This is a genomic window from Pontibacter akesuensis (assembly GCF_001611675.1).
Taxonomy (GTDB): Bacteria; Bacteroidota; Bacteroidia; order Cytophagales; family Hymenobacteraceae; genus Pontibacter; species Pontibacter akesuensis.
Window position 1 is genome coordinate 4,124,686 of the sequence record NZ_CP014766.1, and the last position, 17,405, is coordinate 4,142,090.

Here is a 17,405-nt window from a genome sequence, read left to right on the forward strand (position 1 = left end):
GGGGCCGGGGTTTGCCCCAAAGTTCAAGTTTTTTTTTCAACAATTACAACCCCATCCGTATAAGATAGGTTTAAATCCATAATTCCGTAACACAAAAACGCTCCTAACACCACACGGTCAGCTTAAGATTTTATATGCAAAGAATTGTACTACTCTGCCGCCACGCCGAAACAGAAGACCCTTATCCACTACAGCCCGACTTTGAACGGGAGCTTACGCCCCACGGGCAGCAGCAGGCCCGTGCCGCGGGTGCCTGGCTCCGCGAAAAGTTTAGCAAAGCCGATGCCATACTTGCCAGTCCGGCTACAAGAGCCAATACCACGGCGCAAATCATTGCCGGCCGCCTGTACTTCGACAAAGACCGCATCAGTTACCTGCCAGACCTTTACAACGGCCGCAAATCGCAGCTGCTGAAGTGCCTGGGCGAACTGCCCGACCATGTGAAGCAGGTACTACTGGTAGCGCACAACCCCGGCATCACGCGCCTTGCCCGCGAACTTACCGAGCAGCAGCAGCTTGGTTACCTCGACACGGCCGATGTGCTGGCCGTAGCGCTGGAACTGGAGCAGTGGCAGGATATCCATGCCACCACCGGCATGTTGCTTACTCACTATACGGAGCAAGTACCCTGATCAGACTTCTCTTGCGCTATCTTTAATTTTCAGGTTATACATAAAATCCATAGTTTAGGGCCATGGCTGGTGCTATACCTGCTGCATTGGCACAAACTTAAACCCGACGTATGAAGACGAATGTAGTGGCCGTGATAAACCAGAAAGGCGGTACTGGCAAAACAACTACGACCATTAACCTCGGCAGCGCCCTTAGCAAACTAGGCAAGAAAGTGCTGCTGCTCGACCTGGATCCTCAGAGTAATCTGTCCTATTCCCTGGCTGTTGCCAATCCGGAAGCCACGCTCGCCGATGTGTTTCAGGGCGACAAAAAGTTGGCCGATATTCTGGTGGAAAAGGACGGGTTGTGGATCGCGCCCGGCTCCAATGAGCTGGTTGATATTGAGATCTCTCTTGTAACGCAGCCTGAGCGCGAGAAATTCCTTAAAAATATCATCGCCCAAATGAAAGGATTTGATTTTGTGTTCATTGATTGTCCGCCTTCCCTGTCGGTGCTTACCCTGAACGCGCTGACGGCGGCACAGGAGGTGCTCATACCCTTGCAGATGGAGGTGCTCACGCTGCAGGGCCTCGATCAGATCATGAACACCGTGGAAAAGGTGCAAAAAACATTCAACCCCAAACTAAAGATAAAGGGCATCGTAGTGGTGATGTTTGATGTGCGCCGCAAGCTAAGCCAGGAGGTGCTGGAGTACCTGCACGAGAACGTGAAGCATAAAGTTTTTAAAAGCCAGGTGCGCATGAATGTGAAGCTGGCAGAGGCGCCGTCGTTTGGCAAAAGCGTGCTGGATTACGATGCCTCCTCTAACGGCGCCAGAGATTACACGGCGCTGGCAGCGGAATACCTGCAGGGCTAAGCCCGCTTCCAGATCAAAGCGATCACTTCATTATTTTTTATACTTGTACCTATTTATTTAGTAAATTGCATTTGCTTTTACACTTGTTGCCTGCCACAGAACAGAGCTTTGCCTGCTGTTTTGACCTAGCACGAGGTTTAACGATCCCATTCCAACCAAACAAAGTATGGCCTTAGGTAAAAATATGAAGTTGAGCAAAGAGAAGCTCATCAGTGACGTGGAAGCCAAAGAAGAGACAAAAAATGCCCCAATAGCGAAGGAAGGGGCCTCCGGAGCCAAAACATCGGTGCCTGATGCGCCGGCCGCTACAGCCGCAGCGCCAGCAAAAGATAAACCAGCCAAGCCTGGCAGCCTCCCGAAGCCGGATGCCGGAGCCTCTCCCAACGGAAAGGACAAAAAGCCTGAACTGCTTCCAAACAGCCCCGAGTACATCAACGAGCAGCTGAACAAGGTGCTTTATGCCCTGGACGCCTTCAAAAAAGGGGATGTATCCGTGCGCCTTACAAAGCAGAACAACGATATTTTCGCAGACATCGCAGAAGCCTACAACTCCATGGTGGAGATGATTGGTGGTGTGGGTGGTGAGGTATCACGCATCTCGAAGGTGGCAGGAGTGGAGGGTAACCTGAAAGCCCGTGCCTCTGCCGAGAATGCCTCCGGGTTCTGGAAAGACATGATCAATAACATCAACGGCCTGGTGGATTCCATCGCGGTTCCGGTGTTGGAAGTAGGAAAAGTACTTAAGAACATCTCTCGCGGTAATTTGGATGAAACTTTCCAGATCCCGGTGTCAGGTGACTTTAAAGTGATGGCGGAAACCATCAACCGCACTATCGATAACCTGAACCTGTTTGCAGGAGAGGTAACGCGTGTGGCCTTGGAAGTGGGTACCGAGGGTAAATTGGGCGGACAGGCAAGCGTGCCAAACGTGGCGGGGGTTTGGAAGGACCTTACTGATAACGTGAACACGATGGCCAGCAACCTGACCAGCCAGATCCGTGACATCTCGAACGTGGCGACAGCGGTGGCGAAAGGTAACCTGGCCCAGAAAGTATCGGTGGATGTGCGCGGTGAGTTTGCCCAGTTAAAGGACAACGTGAACCAGATGGTGGACTCGCTGAACGTGTTTGCCGACGAAGTAACGCGTGTGGCACGTGAGGTAGGTACGGAAGGACGCCTTGGCGGACAAGCCAAAGTGCCGAACGTAGGCGGTGTTTGGAAGGACCTGACCGACAACGTGAACACCATGGCCAGCAACTTAACAGCTCAGATGCGCGACATTGCGAATGTGGCCACAGCTGTTGCAAAAGGTGACCTTACACAGAAAATCACAGTTAATGTAAAAGGCGAGATAGCCGACCTGAAAGACATCATCAACCAGATGGTGGACTCCCTGAACATTTTTGCCGGTGAGGTAACCCGCGTTGCCCGTGAAGTGGGTACCGAGGGTAAACTGGGCGGACAGGCAACAGTACCAAGAGTAGAAGGAACCTGGAAAGAGCTGACGGACAACGTGAACCTGATGGCTTCTAACCTGACATCGCAGGTGCGTGACATTGCCAATGTGGCAACCGCCGTGGCGAAAGGTGACTTGACCCAGAAGGTATCCGTGGACGTGAAAGGCGAACTGGGGGACCTGAAGGATATATTGAATGAAATGGTGGACCGACTGAATGTGTTTGGCGCGGAAGTAACGCGTGTGGCACGTGAGGTGGGCACTGAAGGAATATTGGGCGGTCAGGCAAACGTGCCGAACGTGGCAGGTATCTGGAAAGAATTGACGGACAATGTGAACTACATGGCCAGCAACCTGACCAGCCAGGTGCGTGATATTGCCAACGTAGCAACGGCGGTAGCGAAGGGCGACCTGACCCAGAAGATAACAGTAAACGTGCGCGGTGAGTTAGCCGAGTTGAAAGTGAACATCAACCAAATGGTGGACTCGCTGAACATCTTCGCTGACGAGGTAACCAGAGTGGCGCGTGAAGTGGGTACTGAGGGTAAACTGGGCGGACAGGCAAGTGTGCCGAATGTGGGTGGTGTTTGGAAAGAACTCACTGACAACGTGAACACCATGGCCAACAACCTGACCTCGCAGGTACGTGATATCGCCGATGTGGCGACTGCCGTTGTGCGCGGTGACCTGACCCAGAAGATCACTGTAAACGTGAAAGGTGAGATGGCTGAGCTGAAGGAAAACATCAACCAGCTGGTAGATTACCTGAACATATTTGCCGGTGAGGTAACCCGTGTTGCACTAGAAGTAGGAACAGAAGGACGCCTGGGTGGCCAGGCCAACGTGCCGAACGTAGCGGGGGTTTGGAAAGACCTGACCGACAACGTGAACACGATGGCTTCTAACCTGACAACTCAGGTGCGCGGTATCGCCAAAGTAGCAACAGGTGTTGCAAAAGGCGACCTGACCCAGAAGATCACAGTAGAGGCCCGTGGTGAGATCGCGGAGCTGAAAGAGAACATCAACTTCATGGTGGACTCGCTGAACATATTTGGTGACGAGGTAACGCGTGTGGCACGTGAGGTAGGAACCGAGGGTAAACTAGGCGGACAGGCAAGTGTGCCAAACGTAGCTGGAACTTGGAAGGACCTGACCGATAACGTGAACTCCATGGCTTCCAACCTGACTTCTCAGGTACGAGACATTGCCAAAGTAGCGACTGCGGTGGCGAAAGGTGACCTGACCCAGAAAGTGTCGGTGGAAGCACGCGGCGAAATCCTGGACCTGAAGGAGAACCTGAACCAGATGGTGGATTCCCTGAACATCTTCGCTGACGAGGTAACGCGAGTTGCCCGCGAAGTGGGTACGGAAGGACGCTTGGGCGGCCAGGCCAACGTGCCGAAAGTACGCGGTACCTGGAAAGAACTCACCGACAACGTAAATACCATGGCAAGCAACCTGACTTCTCAGGTGCGCGACATTGCCAAAGTAGCAACGGCCGTAGCGAAGGGTGATTTGACCCAGAAAGTGTCTGTGGATGTGAAAGGTGAGCTTGGTGAGTTGAAGGAAAACATCAACCGCATGGTGGACTCGCTCAACATCTTCGCCGGTGAGGTAACCAGAGTGGCACTTGAAGTGGGTACAGAAGGACGCTTGGGTGGCCAGGCAGCAGTACCAAACGTGGCCGGTGTATGGAAAGACCTCACAGACAATGTGAATACCATGGCTACCAACCTGACTACGCAGGTGCGTGGTATCGTGAAAGTAGTAACGGCGGTATCGAAAGGTGACCTGACACAGAAACTGACACTCGAAGCAAAAGGCGAGGTGGCCGAACTGGCTGAAACGATCAACACCATGGTGGTGGACCTGAACCGCCTGGCGGGTGAGGTTAGCCGTGTGGCTAGAGTTGCCGGTGTGGAAGGAAAACTGACTGAGCGTGCGACACTGCAAGGGGTAGGCGGTAGCTGGAAAGAACTGGTAGATACCCTGAACGACCTGCTGGAGTCCATCGTGACGCCGGTACTGGAAGTATCCAGAGTAGTGCGCGGTATATCCGAAGGTGACCTGACACAGAAAGTAGAAAGCCATACAGCCGGTGATATTCTGGACATGGCCAATGCCCTGAACCTTGCCGTTGACAACCTGAATGCGCTGCTTGGAGAGATAAACGATTCCTCGCTCGTAGTTGGAGCTTCCTCTGAAGAGATGGCTGATAAAGGCCTGGAGATGAACAAGGTAACGCTGGATGTGGCCCTTGCGATGCAGCAGATGGCGGAAGGTGCCCAAAACCAGGCCCTCAAAACAGACCAGGCCTTCAAACTGATTGAAGAGATCATGAAGGCAACCAAAGAGACAGCAAATCGGGCTGAGGTAGTGAACAAGTCGGCCAAGGTGGGTGAGGAAACCTCGCAGCTGGGTCTGAAGACTGTAGCCGAAGTGGTGAAGAACATGGAAGAAATTTCCAGCTCTGCATCGCTTACCTCAAAAACGATTGAAGTACTGAGCACGCGTTCGCAGGAGATTTCAAAGTCTCTAAGCGTGATCACGGATATTGCCGCACAGACAAACCTTCTCGCCCTGAACGCCGCCATTGAGGCAGCACGTGCAGGAGAGGCAGGCCGCGGTTTTGCCGTGGTAGCTGAAGAAATACGAAAGCTGGCCGAGGGTTCGCGCAAGTCGGCAAGTGAGATTGCCACACTGGTAGAAGACGTGAAGAAAGACACGGCCTCTGCCGCCACGGCGATCTCGACCATGGAAGGACGTGTATCGAAAGGTAAGAATGCAACATTTGAGGCATCCGGCGCCTTCAAAAACATTGCCTCCTCCAGTGGGGAAACGCTTCGTACGGCACAGGACATCTTAACGGCAACGGAAGTACAGAAATCATCGATCGGTGACGTAGTGAAGTATGTGGAAGAAGTGGTTGCCATTGCCGAGCAAACAGCGTCCGGCACGCAGCAGGTAGCCAGCACAGCCAAGCAACTGTCAGGCTCGATGCAGGAACTTACCTCGTCGTCTCAGAACCTGAACGACATTGCCGCTGACCTGCAGGTGAGTATTTCAGCCTTCAAGCTGATAGACGGAAACCTTGTTTTCAAAAACAAAAGGACGCTGCTGACGACTGCCGTAAACCAGCGAAACGAGCGCAACCATACGGGTAACACCAGGTTGGCAACACGTTCGCTGAACACAAAGCCAAACGGATCTTTGACGAAAGGTGATTCGAAATCATAACGATGGCGAAGGAATCAACTAAAAAAGTGGAGGTGGAAGAAGCTGATAACGCAACTGCACCGGCAGCTGCGGCAAAAGACACTCCAAATACGGTAGAGGCCGCCAAAGAACAGGTAGCCCCGGAGATGGTGCACCTGATCGTGTTCAAGCTAGGCACAGAGGAGTACGCCATCAAGATTGACCAGGTAAAGGAAGTGACCATCACGCCTGCCATTACGCGAATGCCCCGCACACCGGACTTTGTGAAAGGGGTAGCCAACATCCGTGGGGATATCATAGCCATCATGGACATGGAGCGGCGCTTTGGGATCAGGCCAGCCGAATTGGCGGAAGGCCTGAATCCAAATATTTCCTATACGCTGGTGATAGAAGCGAAGGACTATAATATCGGTGTGGAGGTGAGAGAGGTGCCGCAGTCGCTGAACCTTGCGGTGAAAAAGATTGACCGCGCGCCATCGTTTTTACAGGATGTAAGTATAAGCGATAACTTTATTGAGGGAATCGCAAAGATTGACAGCCGATTGATTATCGTGCTGGACATGCACAAGATCCTGACACAGGATGAGATAAACCAGCTTCCAAACGCATAATAACCAGAATTATACTTCTAAAAGTATGAAAAGAATATTGATTGTAGACGACTCGTTCTACATGCGCACCATGTTAAAAAACATGCTCACCGATGCCGGTTACGAGGTAGTTGGAGAGGCTCCAAACGGACAGACAGCTTTAGAACTGGCAAAGGAAACCAAGCCTGATCTGGTGACGCTGGACGTGATTCTGCCTGATAATACGGGGCTTGATGTGCTGAAAGGCATCCGGGCTGATAACCCGGAGCAGAAGGTGATTATTGTAAGCGCTGTAGGCCAGGAGGTTATCGTGAACGAAGCTATGGAATATGGTGCGAAATCATACATTGTAAAGCCTTTTTCTGAGGAGAAAGTGCTGGAGGTGGTAAGCAAAGTGTTGGCTGAGTAGCCGGCTCCTCTTACAGCCTTAACAGAAATTTTAACGGTTATACAGCAAGTATAGGAGGGACGAATGTCGTTAAAAGTTCTGATCGCAGAGAAATCAAGCTACTGCAGACTTGTGCTGCAGGATATTATCGGCTCCGAAGCAGATTTGCAGGTACAGGACCTTGCAGCTGACGGGGAAATGCTGATGCAGCAGCTCGCCATGCACAAACCGGATATGGTGGTGCTGGACTACGAGCTGCCGATGAATGAAAACCTGCTCATCCTGAAGCGCATTTTCAGTGAAGTGCCGGTGCCGGTGCTGCTGCTGGTGCCAGGAGAGAACCTGACACTGGAGTTGCTGAAGGAGGCGGTGGCATTGGGCGTGTACGCCGTGGTGCAGAAACCGAGCAGGGGCTTTTACATCAATTACAGAAGTATAGCGCCGGATTTGCTTTTGAAGGTACGGGCTGTGCAGGGAACGGAAATTTACAACACGCAGCAGCGGCTGCTGGAGCTGCAGCAGGAAATGATCCTGAGGCCCGCCCAGCCAGCAAAGCGACAGACACTTACAGCCACCACCGTCATTGTGATTGGTGCTTCAACAGGAGGCACGCAGGCAGTGGAAAGCATCATCAGGCAACTGGCGCCGGACCTGCAGGCATGCGTGCTGATTGCGCTGCACCTGCCGGAAAAGTTTACCAGGTCCTTTACCAAGCGACTGCAGTCGCTGACGCAGCTAAGTGTGGCCGAGGGCAAGGAAGGACAGTTGCTGAAGCCGGGAAAGATCTTTGTGGCTCCTGGCGGCCGAAACATGGAAGTACAGACGGTGATGGGCAGTGCGGCTAACCTTAGGATTGGCTTTAACCAGGACCAGGCAGTGTTGATCGATCAGCCAAGTATAGACCTGCTGATGAAGTCCATTGCCAATACCAAGGTGGAGCACGTTGTGGGGGTGATTTTAACAGGCATGGGAAAGGATGGCACACAGGGTGCCGCCAGCATCATCAGCCGGGGAGGCGTAATGGTAGCACAGGACGAGGGTACCGCCGCAATTTTCGGCATGGCCCGTTCTGCTATTGAGAGCGGATACATAAACAAAGTGCTGCCTTTGCAGGAAATACCGCATTTCCTGAACCTGTATGTGGCAGGGCAGCAGCAGGTCAGTGCAACTGACAGCACCTATGAAATCGAGAGAACAGGAGTATAAAGAAATTTTTATTGCCGAGGCCCTGGAGTACTATGACGCACTCAACAGGCATATCAGCACATTGGAGAAGGAGCCGGACGACGAGCAAACGCTGGCCGAGATCTTCCGTTTGCTGCATAACCTAAAGGCCAATTCCAAAGCCATCGGCTACCTGCAGATTTCTGATGTGTCGCACAAGCTGGAAACGGCCTTCAGCCTGATCCGAAGCAAAGAGCTCAACTTCAGCGACGAGGTAGTGATGGTGATGTTTGACGGGGTGGATCTACTCGGGGAACTCATCCACAACATTGATAACCCGACGTATGGGGAGCCGGACCCGGTGCTGCTGCGGAATCTGGATATTATCGTAGAGAATCTTTCGGACAGCACGATCGAGCTGGCGAAGGTACAGAAGTACAACACGTCGAAAAATCTGACGCTTTCTGACCTGATCTACATTCAGATCAAGAAGTTGGACCACATGATGAACCTGGTGGGGGAACTGATGATCGACCGGGATCGCATCATTTCCATCAGCCGGGAATTAAATAACGATGACCTGAAAGGCGTAAGCTCGCACCTGTACCGCATTACCGAAGAACTGCAGTACAGCGTAATGGATGCCCGCCTGGTAAACATCGGCTCGCTCTTCAATAAGTTTCCGCGCATTGTGCGGGACATTGCCGCGGCCGAGAACAAGGAGGTGAACCTGCAACTAACGGGGCAGGACATCCAGATAGACCGGAACATACTCCAGATCATCACGGATTCGCTCCTGCACCTGGTGCGCAACGCCATCACACATGGGTTGGAAACCCCGGAGGAGCGCCTCAAAAAGGGTAAGGAGAGAACAGGAAGCCTGCGCCTTAGTGCCCAGAGCGACCGGGACAACGTGTTGATTCGCCTGACCGACGACGGTAAGGGTATCGACCTGAAACAGGTAAAAAAGACAGCCATAGAACGGCAACTGGTGGCGCCTGAAATGGCTACAGGCGTGACAGACAACGAAGTTTTGTCGTTTCTGTTTGAGCCCGGCTTTTCAACGGCAAAGCAGGTAACGGAATATTCGGGGCGCGGTGTAGGGTTGGATGTGGTGAAAAACGCCATCGACTCCATTGGCGGCCGCATCAATGTAGAATCAGAAAAGGGGCAAGGCACCACCTTTACCCTGCAATTGCCTACTTCCATCGCTGTAAAAGGCGCCTTGTTGTTTGAGGTAGACGAAATATTCTTTGCCATTCCGCTGCTGCACACAGAACAGGTAGTGGCGCTTGATAAAGACGAACTGCATGAGGTAGGAGACGTGCTCCTGGCCAACATGAACGGAGAGACCGTGACGGTAGTTTACCTGCACGAACTCCTGAACGCCCCGGAGGGGGCCATGAGACTCGGTGACAAAACCCGGCTGAACGGACAGGTGCAGAATGTGATTGTAGTATCGTACAATAACAGGAAGCTTGGGTTGATTGTAGACAAACTGTACAGGCAACAGGACATAGTGGTGAAGCCCCTGAGCAAACCACTGGATAAGATTGATATTTATGGCGGCGTTACGCTGTTGGGAACAGGCAAGGTATGCCTTGTGCTGGATGTGCCCGCCGTAACACGTTACTTTATAAGCAGGAGGCAGGGTTGAGATGGCGGAGAAAAGCAATAAAAATGCGACGACTATGATGACGGAACCTCAGATTACAGAGTTAGAGCGAGATATTATTAAGGAGATCCTTAACATTGGCCTGGCGCGGGCGGCAGATTCTTTTGCAGCCATTGCCCGGGACAAGGTGCTGCTGAAGGTGCCCGATATCCAGCTGATAGAGGTAAAAAAGCTGATAGACCTGGTAACCGAGTATGAGGACACCCACATCATCATACAGTCTGACATCAAGGGTGATTTTAACGGTGCCACGCTCATGCTCTTTTCCGATGACCACGTGGTGCGGCTGTCCGAAGTATGCCTGGCCATGGTAGAGGTGCAGAAAGGGGAGCTCTCTGTTATGCAGGAGTCCCTTTTGCTGGAGATCAGCAACATTATCACCGGCGCCATGGTTACACAAATGGCCAATATCCTGAAAGCGAACATCTACGGCTCGCCGCCAAAATCCCCGAAGAACCACATTGCCGATTCGCTCAAAGATATTCTGGTGCAGCACCCGCTGTTTCAGCCGCTGGTTTTCACCGTCATCACCCGTTTCACGCACAACTCCAAGAGCGTGGAACTGCCGTTGCTGCTTTTCTTTGACTCCAACACATTCCTGAAGATCCTAGATATCATCCGTACGTTTCAGTTGGGCAAAAATGACCTGGCCGAAAGCGAATAGTAGCTAAACTTACGTTTGTCCGGCTCTGGCATTCCATATAAGTCTTGAAACCTATTCTTGCTATCTCTCTTATGTACAAGGAGCGCCACACTTATTTAGATGCCATCAACCAAGCACAAACTCAGCAGGTATGAAATAACCGGCTATGCCCTGATCCTGGTCGGTGCAGTGGTGCTGGTGTGGGGCACGATCAAATTTAACCTGGCCGAAGAATTATACTTGGATCCGGCTGACAGGGAAGGAGTTTTCGGGCAGTACGGAGAATTTATTGGTGGCATTGTGGGCTCGCTTTGGGCGCTGGCCGGTGTCTTTCTTTTCTTCGCCACCCTTACCTACCAGAAACGCGAATTCGAGTTGCAGCGCTTTGAGCTGCACAAAACGCAGAAAATTTTCCAGCAGCAGAACTTCTCCACCCTCTACATCAGCTTTATCCAAAAGCACAACGACATTATCGATTCCTTAACGGCCTACGATATCAACGAGAGTGCTTGGCGCGGTTCCAACTTCTTTGTCTTCTTTCAGGAAAAAGTGCTTACCTCTTTTGTGCAGAAAGTGCGCGCGATGGAGCCGGAGGAGAAGTCAGTCCAAAGGCTGGAGCATCTTTTCGAGGAGTATTTCACCTACCATTTCTCCTTTTACCAGAACTCGCTCAACCCATACCTCAAGAACCTGAGCGTGCTGTTCAAACTTATTCAGAAGTATAGAACTGAGGCGCAGGACGAGGGCGAGTACTACAGCTTCATCACCAAAGCTAGCTTTACGCAGTCTGAGCTGTTCCTGATTTACCATGTGGCCCAGTTTAACCTGCTCCAGGAGTTCAGCGCCTTCGACAATGCCTTTGACGTGTTCGAAGATATGACCGAAACGTACAAGGTAGACTATATCGTGGCAAAAGAGCTGCAGGCGTAGCCAGATTACCCCATCAAAGTATAAACTGCAGATCCCATACTTGCTAAACGGGTTGGAGAAATAAATTTATTTAACTCATTAGCTTGCAATGGAGTATACTTTTATGCTGATGTTTCACTTTTGATAATAGCGGCGGATTTCGTTTTTTTGCCCTCTTATCTTTTTTTAACCTTCTATACCCATTGATGAACGCTTTAGGTAGACACATTCTAGTAGAATTTTACGATTGCTCCGCTGAGTTGATGAATGACGTTGTTCACATAGAGAACAGCATGGTTGCCGCCGCTGAAACAGCCGGTGCCACCGTCATTAACAGCACGTTCCACCACTTCTCGCCTTACGGGGTATCGGGTGTGGTGGTGATTCAGGAGAGCCACCTGGCCATCCATACCTGGCCGGAGTACGGCTACGCGGCGGTAGACCTGTTCACCTGCGGCGATTCCGTAGACCCATGGGTATCCTACAATTACCTGAAAGAGGCATTCGAGGCCGGACACGGTTCCTCTATGGAACTGCGCAGAGGGCAGCTGAGCCTGCTGAAGCGCAACGACTTCAACCTGGAGTCGCTCCGCGATCTTTCCCCGAAAACGATAGAGGCAGAGGGCACCATCACCCGCGACGTGTGGTTTACCGAGCGCGACGAGAACATTGCCCTGTCGCTGAAACACTCAGGCAAGCAGTTGTACAAGAAGGACTCGCCTTACCAGCGCGTTGAAATTTACGAGACACTTGCCTACGGCAACATGCTGACGCTGGATGGCATGGTAATGTGCACGCAGAAAGACGAGTATGTGTACCACGAGATGATCACGCACATCCCGATGTTCAGCCACCCGAAAGCAAAACGCGCCTTGGTAATCGGTGGCGGCGACGGCGGCACCGTTCGCGAGCTGCTGCGCCATGAGCAACTGGAGGAGGTAACACTGGTGGAGATTGATGAGCTTGTGATTGAGGCATGCAAACTGCACCTGCCTGAAACAGCCGTGGCTTTCGGAAACCCACGCCTTAACCTGCTGGTAGAGGACGGCATCAAGTATATCAATGAGTGCGCAGATGGTCGCTACGACCTGATCATCGTGGATTCTGCCGATCCGGTTGGCCCGGGCGAGGGATTGTTTACCGCTGAGTTTTACAGCCAGGTGTACCGTTGCCTCACACCTGACGGATTGATGATCACGCAGTCTGAATCGCCGCGCTTTAACAGTGCCGTTTTCGTGGAGATTTACGATACCTATAAGCAGATTTTCGGGCAGGACAACGTGCATTGCTACCTGGCGGCCATTCCAACATACCCAACCGGTACCTGGAGCTTCTCTTACTCCTCCAAAGGCGATTCGCACCCGCTGCGGTTCGACCGTGAGGCAGCCGCGCGCTTCTCGCAGGAGCAAGGCCTGAAGTATTATAACGAGGAAATTCATACGGCTGCCTTTGCGCTACCGAATTTTGTGAAGCAACTGCTGAACAGCGGCACACAGAAAGAAGTTGAAGCCTACTCAGCTGAAAAATAGCATGACTACCAAAGAGCAAAAGATACAGAACTTCGATCCGAATGGGGTTGGGGACATCAGCGGCGGCCTGTTCGGGCTCCCGTTTACCATCGAGGAATCTGAAGTAGTGATTATTCCCATGCCCTGGGAAGTTACCGTTTCGTACAGCGCCGGTACTGCCGCAGGACCACAGGCCGTGAAAGATGCTTCGCCGCAGCTTGATTTGTTTGAACCCGGCTTGAAAGACGCCTGGAAGTTGGGCATTGCGATGGAAGAGATATCAGAGGAATGGGCAGCCACCAGCGAGACGTTACGCGATAAAGCCGAGGCCTACATCAAATGGCTGGAGGCCGGAAGCCCGGAGATAGGCAAGGAAGAATTTCAGAACCTGCCCGCGGATATCACCGCAAAAGGAGAGGAGCTACTGCAGTGGCTGAAGCAAAAGGCGCTGACGTACCTGGAGCAAGGCAAACTGGTAGGCGTACTAGGCGGAGACCATAGCACACCGCTTGGCCTGATGCACGCACTGGCCGAGAAGCACGAGGAGTATGGCATCCTGCAGATAGACGCACATGCCGACCTGCGCGATGCGTACGAAGGATTTGAGTTTTCGCACGCCTCCATCATGTTCAATGCCCTGAAACTGCCACAGGTGAAAAAGCTGGTGCAGGTAGGTATTCGGGACCTGGCGCAGTCAGAAGCGGATCTGGCCGTACAGTCGAATGGCCGTATTGCCATTTTCTACGATGCTGTGATGAAGGAAAACCTGTACGCCGGCGACAGCTGGAAAAAGGAATGCAAGAAAATCATTGCTCAGCTACCACAGAAAGTATACATCAGCTTCGATATTGATGGCCTGGATCCAAAGCTTTGCCCTGGCACTGGAACACCGGTGCCAGGAGGACTTGAGTTCGAGCAGGCCGTATACCTGATTAAGCAGTTGGTGAAGTCTGGCCGAGAGATTATTGGCTTTGATTTATGCGAGGTTGGCCCAGGCGATACGGAATGGAACGGCAACGTAGGGGCGAGGGTTCTGATGAAACTATGTAACTGGATGGCCGCTTCGCAGGGAAAACTGGAAGCACAGTTTTAGCAGCAAGCAGAAAGTATAAACAAGTATAAAACGGCCGGTAGAATATTTTCTATTGGCCGTTTCTATGCTGTCCACTACAGGGAACAAATTATCTTTTAGTTCCGCATTCCGTAAGTGTAGCCATAGTAAAAAACATACTTTCACTATATTTGGTAAAAGCTAAACTATGGGATTTATACTTCGAATTATATTGACGGGCGCCGCGGCTATGTTGGCCGCCTACTTACTGCCGGGCGTGGACATCGACGGCTTCCTGACAGCAATCATCCTGGCGCTGGTGCTTGCCGTGCTAAATGCGGTGGTGCGCCCGGTGCTGGTGTTCCTGACCATTCCCGTTACCATACTTACCCTGGGGCTGTTCCTGCTCGTAATCAACGCAGTCATAATTTTGCTGGCCAGTTGGATGATAGAGGGTTTCGAGGTGGCTGGCTTTATATCTGCCCTGCTCTTCAGTATCGTGATTTCTATTGTGGTGGCCATACTGGATATGATCTTCTAGCACGTTATCATACTTTATAAAACGAAACAGGCCGGGCCAGCAGATTAGCTGGCCCGGCCTGTTTCGTTTTATACTTAGCTGCTTACTTCTTCTGCATCCACTCTTCACAAGCGTCAGCGCACTCTTTACAGGCATCGGCACATTTCTGGCAATGCTCTGCCTCGTGCTGACGGCATTCCGCCTCACACTTGCGGCAAATTTCAATACACTCCTTCATCACGTGCTTGGCATGCGGGGAGTTACGGGCCACAAACTTGGCCGTAAGCAGGCATATGTCAGCGCAATCGCGGTCAAGCATAATGCAGCCCACCATCATTTTTACATTGTCCTCCTGCAGGCAAAGGGTGGCGCAGGTTTCGCAGGCGGTCATACATTTTACAAGTACGTGTTCGAGGTTGTTCGTTATTTCAGATTTCATAGCTTTTGTTTTGAAAGTTAAACGTGTTAAAAGGTACGGGTATGGGAAATGATGGTTATCAAACCTGAAAGCCAGGGAACTGTTCTCGTAATTGAGGGGCTTTATAGTTATCTTTGATCTAGAAGTGACGAAGTGAAAGCAGGCGCAGCCTGTAATAGAAGGAAAGACAAGTATGGCAACAATTCGGGAGGCAAGAGAAGCCTTAAAATTATACTTCGGGTACGAGCAGTTCCGGCCCATGCAGGAGCAGATCATTGAGGGCGTGCTGCAGGGAAAGGATGTGGTGGTACTGATGCCGACCGGCGGTGGTAAATCGGTGTGCTATCAGGTGCCTGCGGTGGTGATGCCCGGCATCTGCGTGGTTATTTCGCCGCTCATTGCCCTGATGAAGGACCAGGTGGAGGCCCTGCTAGTAAACGGAATTCCGGCTGCTTACCTGAACAGCTCCCAAAACTCCGACGAGCAGTATCAGATTGAGAAGCAGTGCCTGGAGGGAAAGCTGAAGCTGCTGTACGTGTCGCCTGAGAAGCTGCTCTCCTCCGGCTTTATGTCCTTTATCAGCCGCATCAACATCTCGCTTTTTGCTGTGGATGAGGCGCACTGTATTTCCTCCTGGGGCCACGATTTCCGTCCGGAGTACACGCAGCTGAAAGCGCTCAAGCAGCAGTTCCCGAGCATCCCGGTCATTGCGCTGACCGCCACCGCCGACCGCCTCACGCAAAAAGACATACAGGAGCAACTGCACATGCGCGACCCGCAGGTATACGTTGCTTCCTTTGATAGGCCCAACATCAACCTGACCGTGAAGCCGGGCAAAGACAGGTTTAACAAAATAACAGATTTCCTGGCGCGCCGGCAGCGGCAGCCAGGCATTATCTATTGCCTAAGCCGCAAGGCCACTGAGTCGCTGGCGGATAAGCTGAAGCGCAGTGGGTACAGCGCCACCTATTACCATGCGGGCATGCCGGCGAACCAGCGCGCTAAGGCCCAGGAGGATTTCCTGAACGACGATGTGCTGATAGTGTGTGCCACGGTTGCCTTTGGTATGGGTATCGACAAATCGAATGTGCGCTGGGTGATTCATTACAACATGCCCAAAAACATAGAAGGGTATTACCAGGAGATCGGGCGAGCCGGCCGTGATGGGGCTACTTCGGATGCGCTGCTGTTTTACTCCTACGCCGATGTGATGAGCATGCGCTCCATGCTGCAGGAAAACCATAACGAGGCGCAATCAGAACTGCAGCTCGTGAAACTGGAGCGGATGCAGCAGTTTGCAGAGGCCGCTGCCTGCCGCCGCCGCATCCTGCTGCAGTATTTCGGAGAAACGATGCAAAAAGACTGTGGCAATTGCGACATCTGCCGCAACCCGCCTACCCGTTTCGATGGCACCTTAATTGCACAGAAGGCACTTTCCGCCATTGCCCGTACCCAAGAAAGAGTAAATATGGGACTGTTGGTAGACGTGCTTCGGGGAGCCCGTAACGCGCAGGTGCTGCAGTCGGGCTACGACAAAGTGAAAACCTACGGTGCCGGCCGCGATGTGAGCACGCTGGATTGGAACCGTTACCTGCACCAGATGCTGAACGAGGGGCTGATTGAGATGGCCTACGACCAGGGCTATACTTTGAAATTGACGGAGCAAAGCAAGCAGGTGCTCTTTGAGAGCCGGAAAGTACAGCTCGTTAAGTTTGAGGAAGTGCGGCAGGAGGAGCCAACTGTAAGGGCACGTCCGAAGCGGGAACTGATAAAGGATGCCCTGTTCGAGAAGCTGCGCAGCCTGCGCAAAAGCCTGGCCGATGAGTATGGCGTGCCACCTTATGTGGTGTTCACCGATACCACGCTGCAGGAAATGGCTGCTGAACGGCCTACTAATAAAATTTCCATGCTTGCCATTTCAGGGGTGGGCGCGCAGAAGTTTGAGCGATATGGCGATACGTTCATCACCACGATCATTGACTTCATAAATGAGGAGCAGAACAAGGGCAACAAGATGAAGGGAGCCACGCACCTGGCTACGCTGGAACTGCTACAGAAAGGTTTGTCAGTAGACGAAATTGCCCAGTTACGCAGCCTGAACCCGGTAACCGTGTTTTCGCACCTGGCTACGTTATATGAGCAGGATTATGATATAAATCTCTCGCGCTACGTAAGCAAAGCCGAATATAAAGCAATCTCAAAAGCGATAGCGAAGTTGGGTGCTGACGCAAAGCTGAAAGATCTGTTCGAAGCCCTTGGCGAACAGTATGAATACTATAAAATCCGGCTTTCAGTCTCAGTTTATAAAAAGGAGTTTGCCCTGTAAGTATAAGTGAGGCTGACGTATAAAAGGAAAGGCTGCTCAAGTATGAGCAGCC

General features: G+C 52.0%; 14 protein-coding genes. 13 read left to right on the plus strand and 1 reads right to left on the minus strand.

What is annotated here, in order from left to right:
* Positions 1-134 precede the first annotated feature (134 nt).
* The 12 genes from A0W33_RS17450 to A0W33_RS17505 all read left to right on the plus strand — a co-directional run bounded on the left by A0W33_RS17450 (position 135) and on the right by A0W33_RS17505 (position 14,630).
* The gene (locus A0W33_RS17450) at positions 135-632 is read left to right on the plus strand and encodes a SixA phosphatase family protein (protein ID WP_068839385.1); all 498 of its coding nucleotides are present in this window, start codon (positions 135-137) and stop codon (positions 630-632) included.
* A gap of 110 nt (positions 633-742) precedes the next feature.
* The gene (locus A0W33_RS17455) at positions 743-1,489 is read left to right on the plus strand and encodes a ParA family protein (RefSeq protein WP_068839386.1); all 747 of its coding nucleotides are present in this window, start codon (positions 743-745) and stop codon (positions 1,487-1,489) included.
* Between the two features lie 166 nt (positions 1,490-1,655).
* Positions 1,656-6,182, plus strand: coding sequence for a HAMP domain-containing protein (locus A0W33_RS17460; RefSeq protein WP_068839387.1), 4,527 nt, complete (start codon positions 1,656-1,658; stop codon positions 6,180-6,182).
* 2 nt (positions 6,183-6,184) lie between these two features.
* A complete protein-coding gene (locus A0W33_RS17465) occupies positions 6,185-6,772 on the plus strand; it encodes a chemotaxis protein CheW (RefSeq protein WP_068839388.1) in 588 nt (195 codons plus the stop codon).
* A 25-nt stretch (positions 6,773-6,797) separates the two neighbouring features.
* Positions 6,798-7,160 (plus strand): response regulator, encoded by a 363-nt coding sequence (locus A0W33_RS17470; protein ID WP_068839389.1) that lies wholly within the window; start codon positions 6,798-6,800, stop codon positions 7,158-7,160.
* A gap of 63 nt (positions 7,161-7,223) precedes the next feature.
* Entirely contained in the window at positions 7,224-8,345 is a 1,122-nt protein-coding gene (locus A0W33_RS17475) for a chemotaxis protein CheB (protein WP_068839390.1), read from the plus strand.
* Complete coding sequence (locus A0W33_RS17480; RefSeq protein ID WP_068839391.1) at positions 8,320-9,960, plus strand: chemotaxis protein CheA; 1,641 nt, start codon at positions 8,320-8,322, stop codon at positions 9,958-9,960. The genes A0W33_RS17475 and A0W33_RS17480 overlap by 26 nt, the downstream gene beginning before the upstream one ends.
* 34 nt (positions 9,961-9,994) lie before the next feature.
* Complete coding sequence (locus A0W33_RS17485) at positions 9,995-10,642, plus strand: chemotaxis protein CheC (RefSeq protein ID WP_229802049.1); 648 nt, start codon at positions 9,995-9,997, stop codon at positions 10,640-10,642.
* Between the two features lie 99 nt (positions 10,643-10,741).
* Positions 10,742-11,551: a putative phage abortive infection protein gene (locus A0W33_RS17490; RefSeq protein ID WP_068839392.1), complete on the plus strand. Its 810-nt coding sequence runs from the start codon at positions 10,742-10,744 to the stop codon at positions 11,549-11,551.
* A gap of 185 nt (positions 11,552-11,736) precedes the next feature.
* Positions 11,737-13,059: a polyamine aminopropyltransferase gene (gene speE, locus A0W33_RS17495; RefSeq protein WP_068839393.1), complete on the plus strand. Its 1,323-nt coding sequence runs from the start codon at positions 11,737-11,739 to the stop codon at positions 13,057-13,059.
* 1 nt (position 13,060) lies between these two features.
* A complete protein-coding gene (locus A0W33_RS17500) occupies positions 13,061-14,131 on the plus strand; it encodes an agmatinase family protein (protein ID WP_068839394.1) in 1,071 nt (356 codons plus the stop codon).
* Between the two features lie 166 nt (positions 14,132-14,297).
* The gene (locus A0W33_RS17505; protein WP_068839395.1) at positions 14,298-14,630 is read left to right on the plus strand and encodes a phage holin family protein; all 333 of its coding nucleotides are present in this window, start codon (positions 14,298-14,300) and stop codon (positions 14,628-14,630) included.
* An 82-nt stretch (positions 14,631-14,712) separates the two neighbouring features.
* Here A0W33_RS17505 and A0W33_RS17510 read toward each other — a convergent pair whose 3' ends face one another.
* Positions 14,713-15,048: a four-helix bundle copper-binding protein gene (locus A0W33_RS17510; RefSeq protein WP_068839396.1), complete on the minus strand. Its 336-nt coding sequence runs from the start codon at positions 15,046-15,048 to the stop codon at positions 14,713-14,715.
* Positions 15,049-15,220: 172 nt separating this feature from the next.
* On the opposite strand from A0W33_RS17510, the gene recQ reads away from it, so the two are divergent.
* Positions 15,221-17,353, plus strand: coding sequence for a DNA helicase RecQ (gene recQ / locus A0W33_RS17515; RefSeq protein ID WP_068839397.1), 2,133 nt, complete (start codon positions 15,221-15,223; stop codon positions 17,351-17,353).
* Positions 17,354-17,405 lie beyond the last annotated feature (52 nt).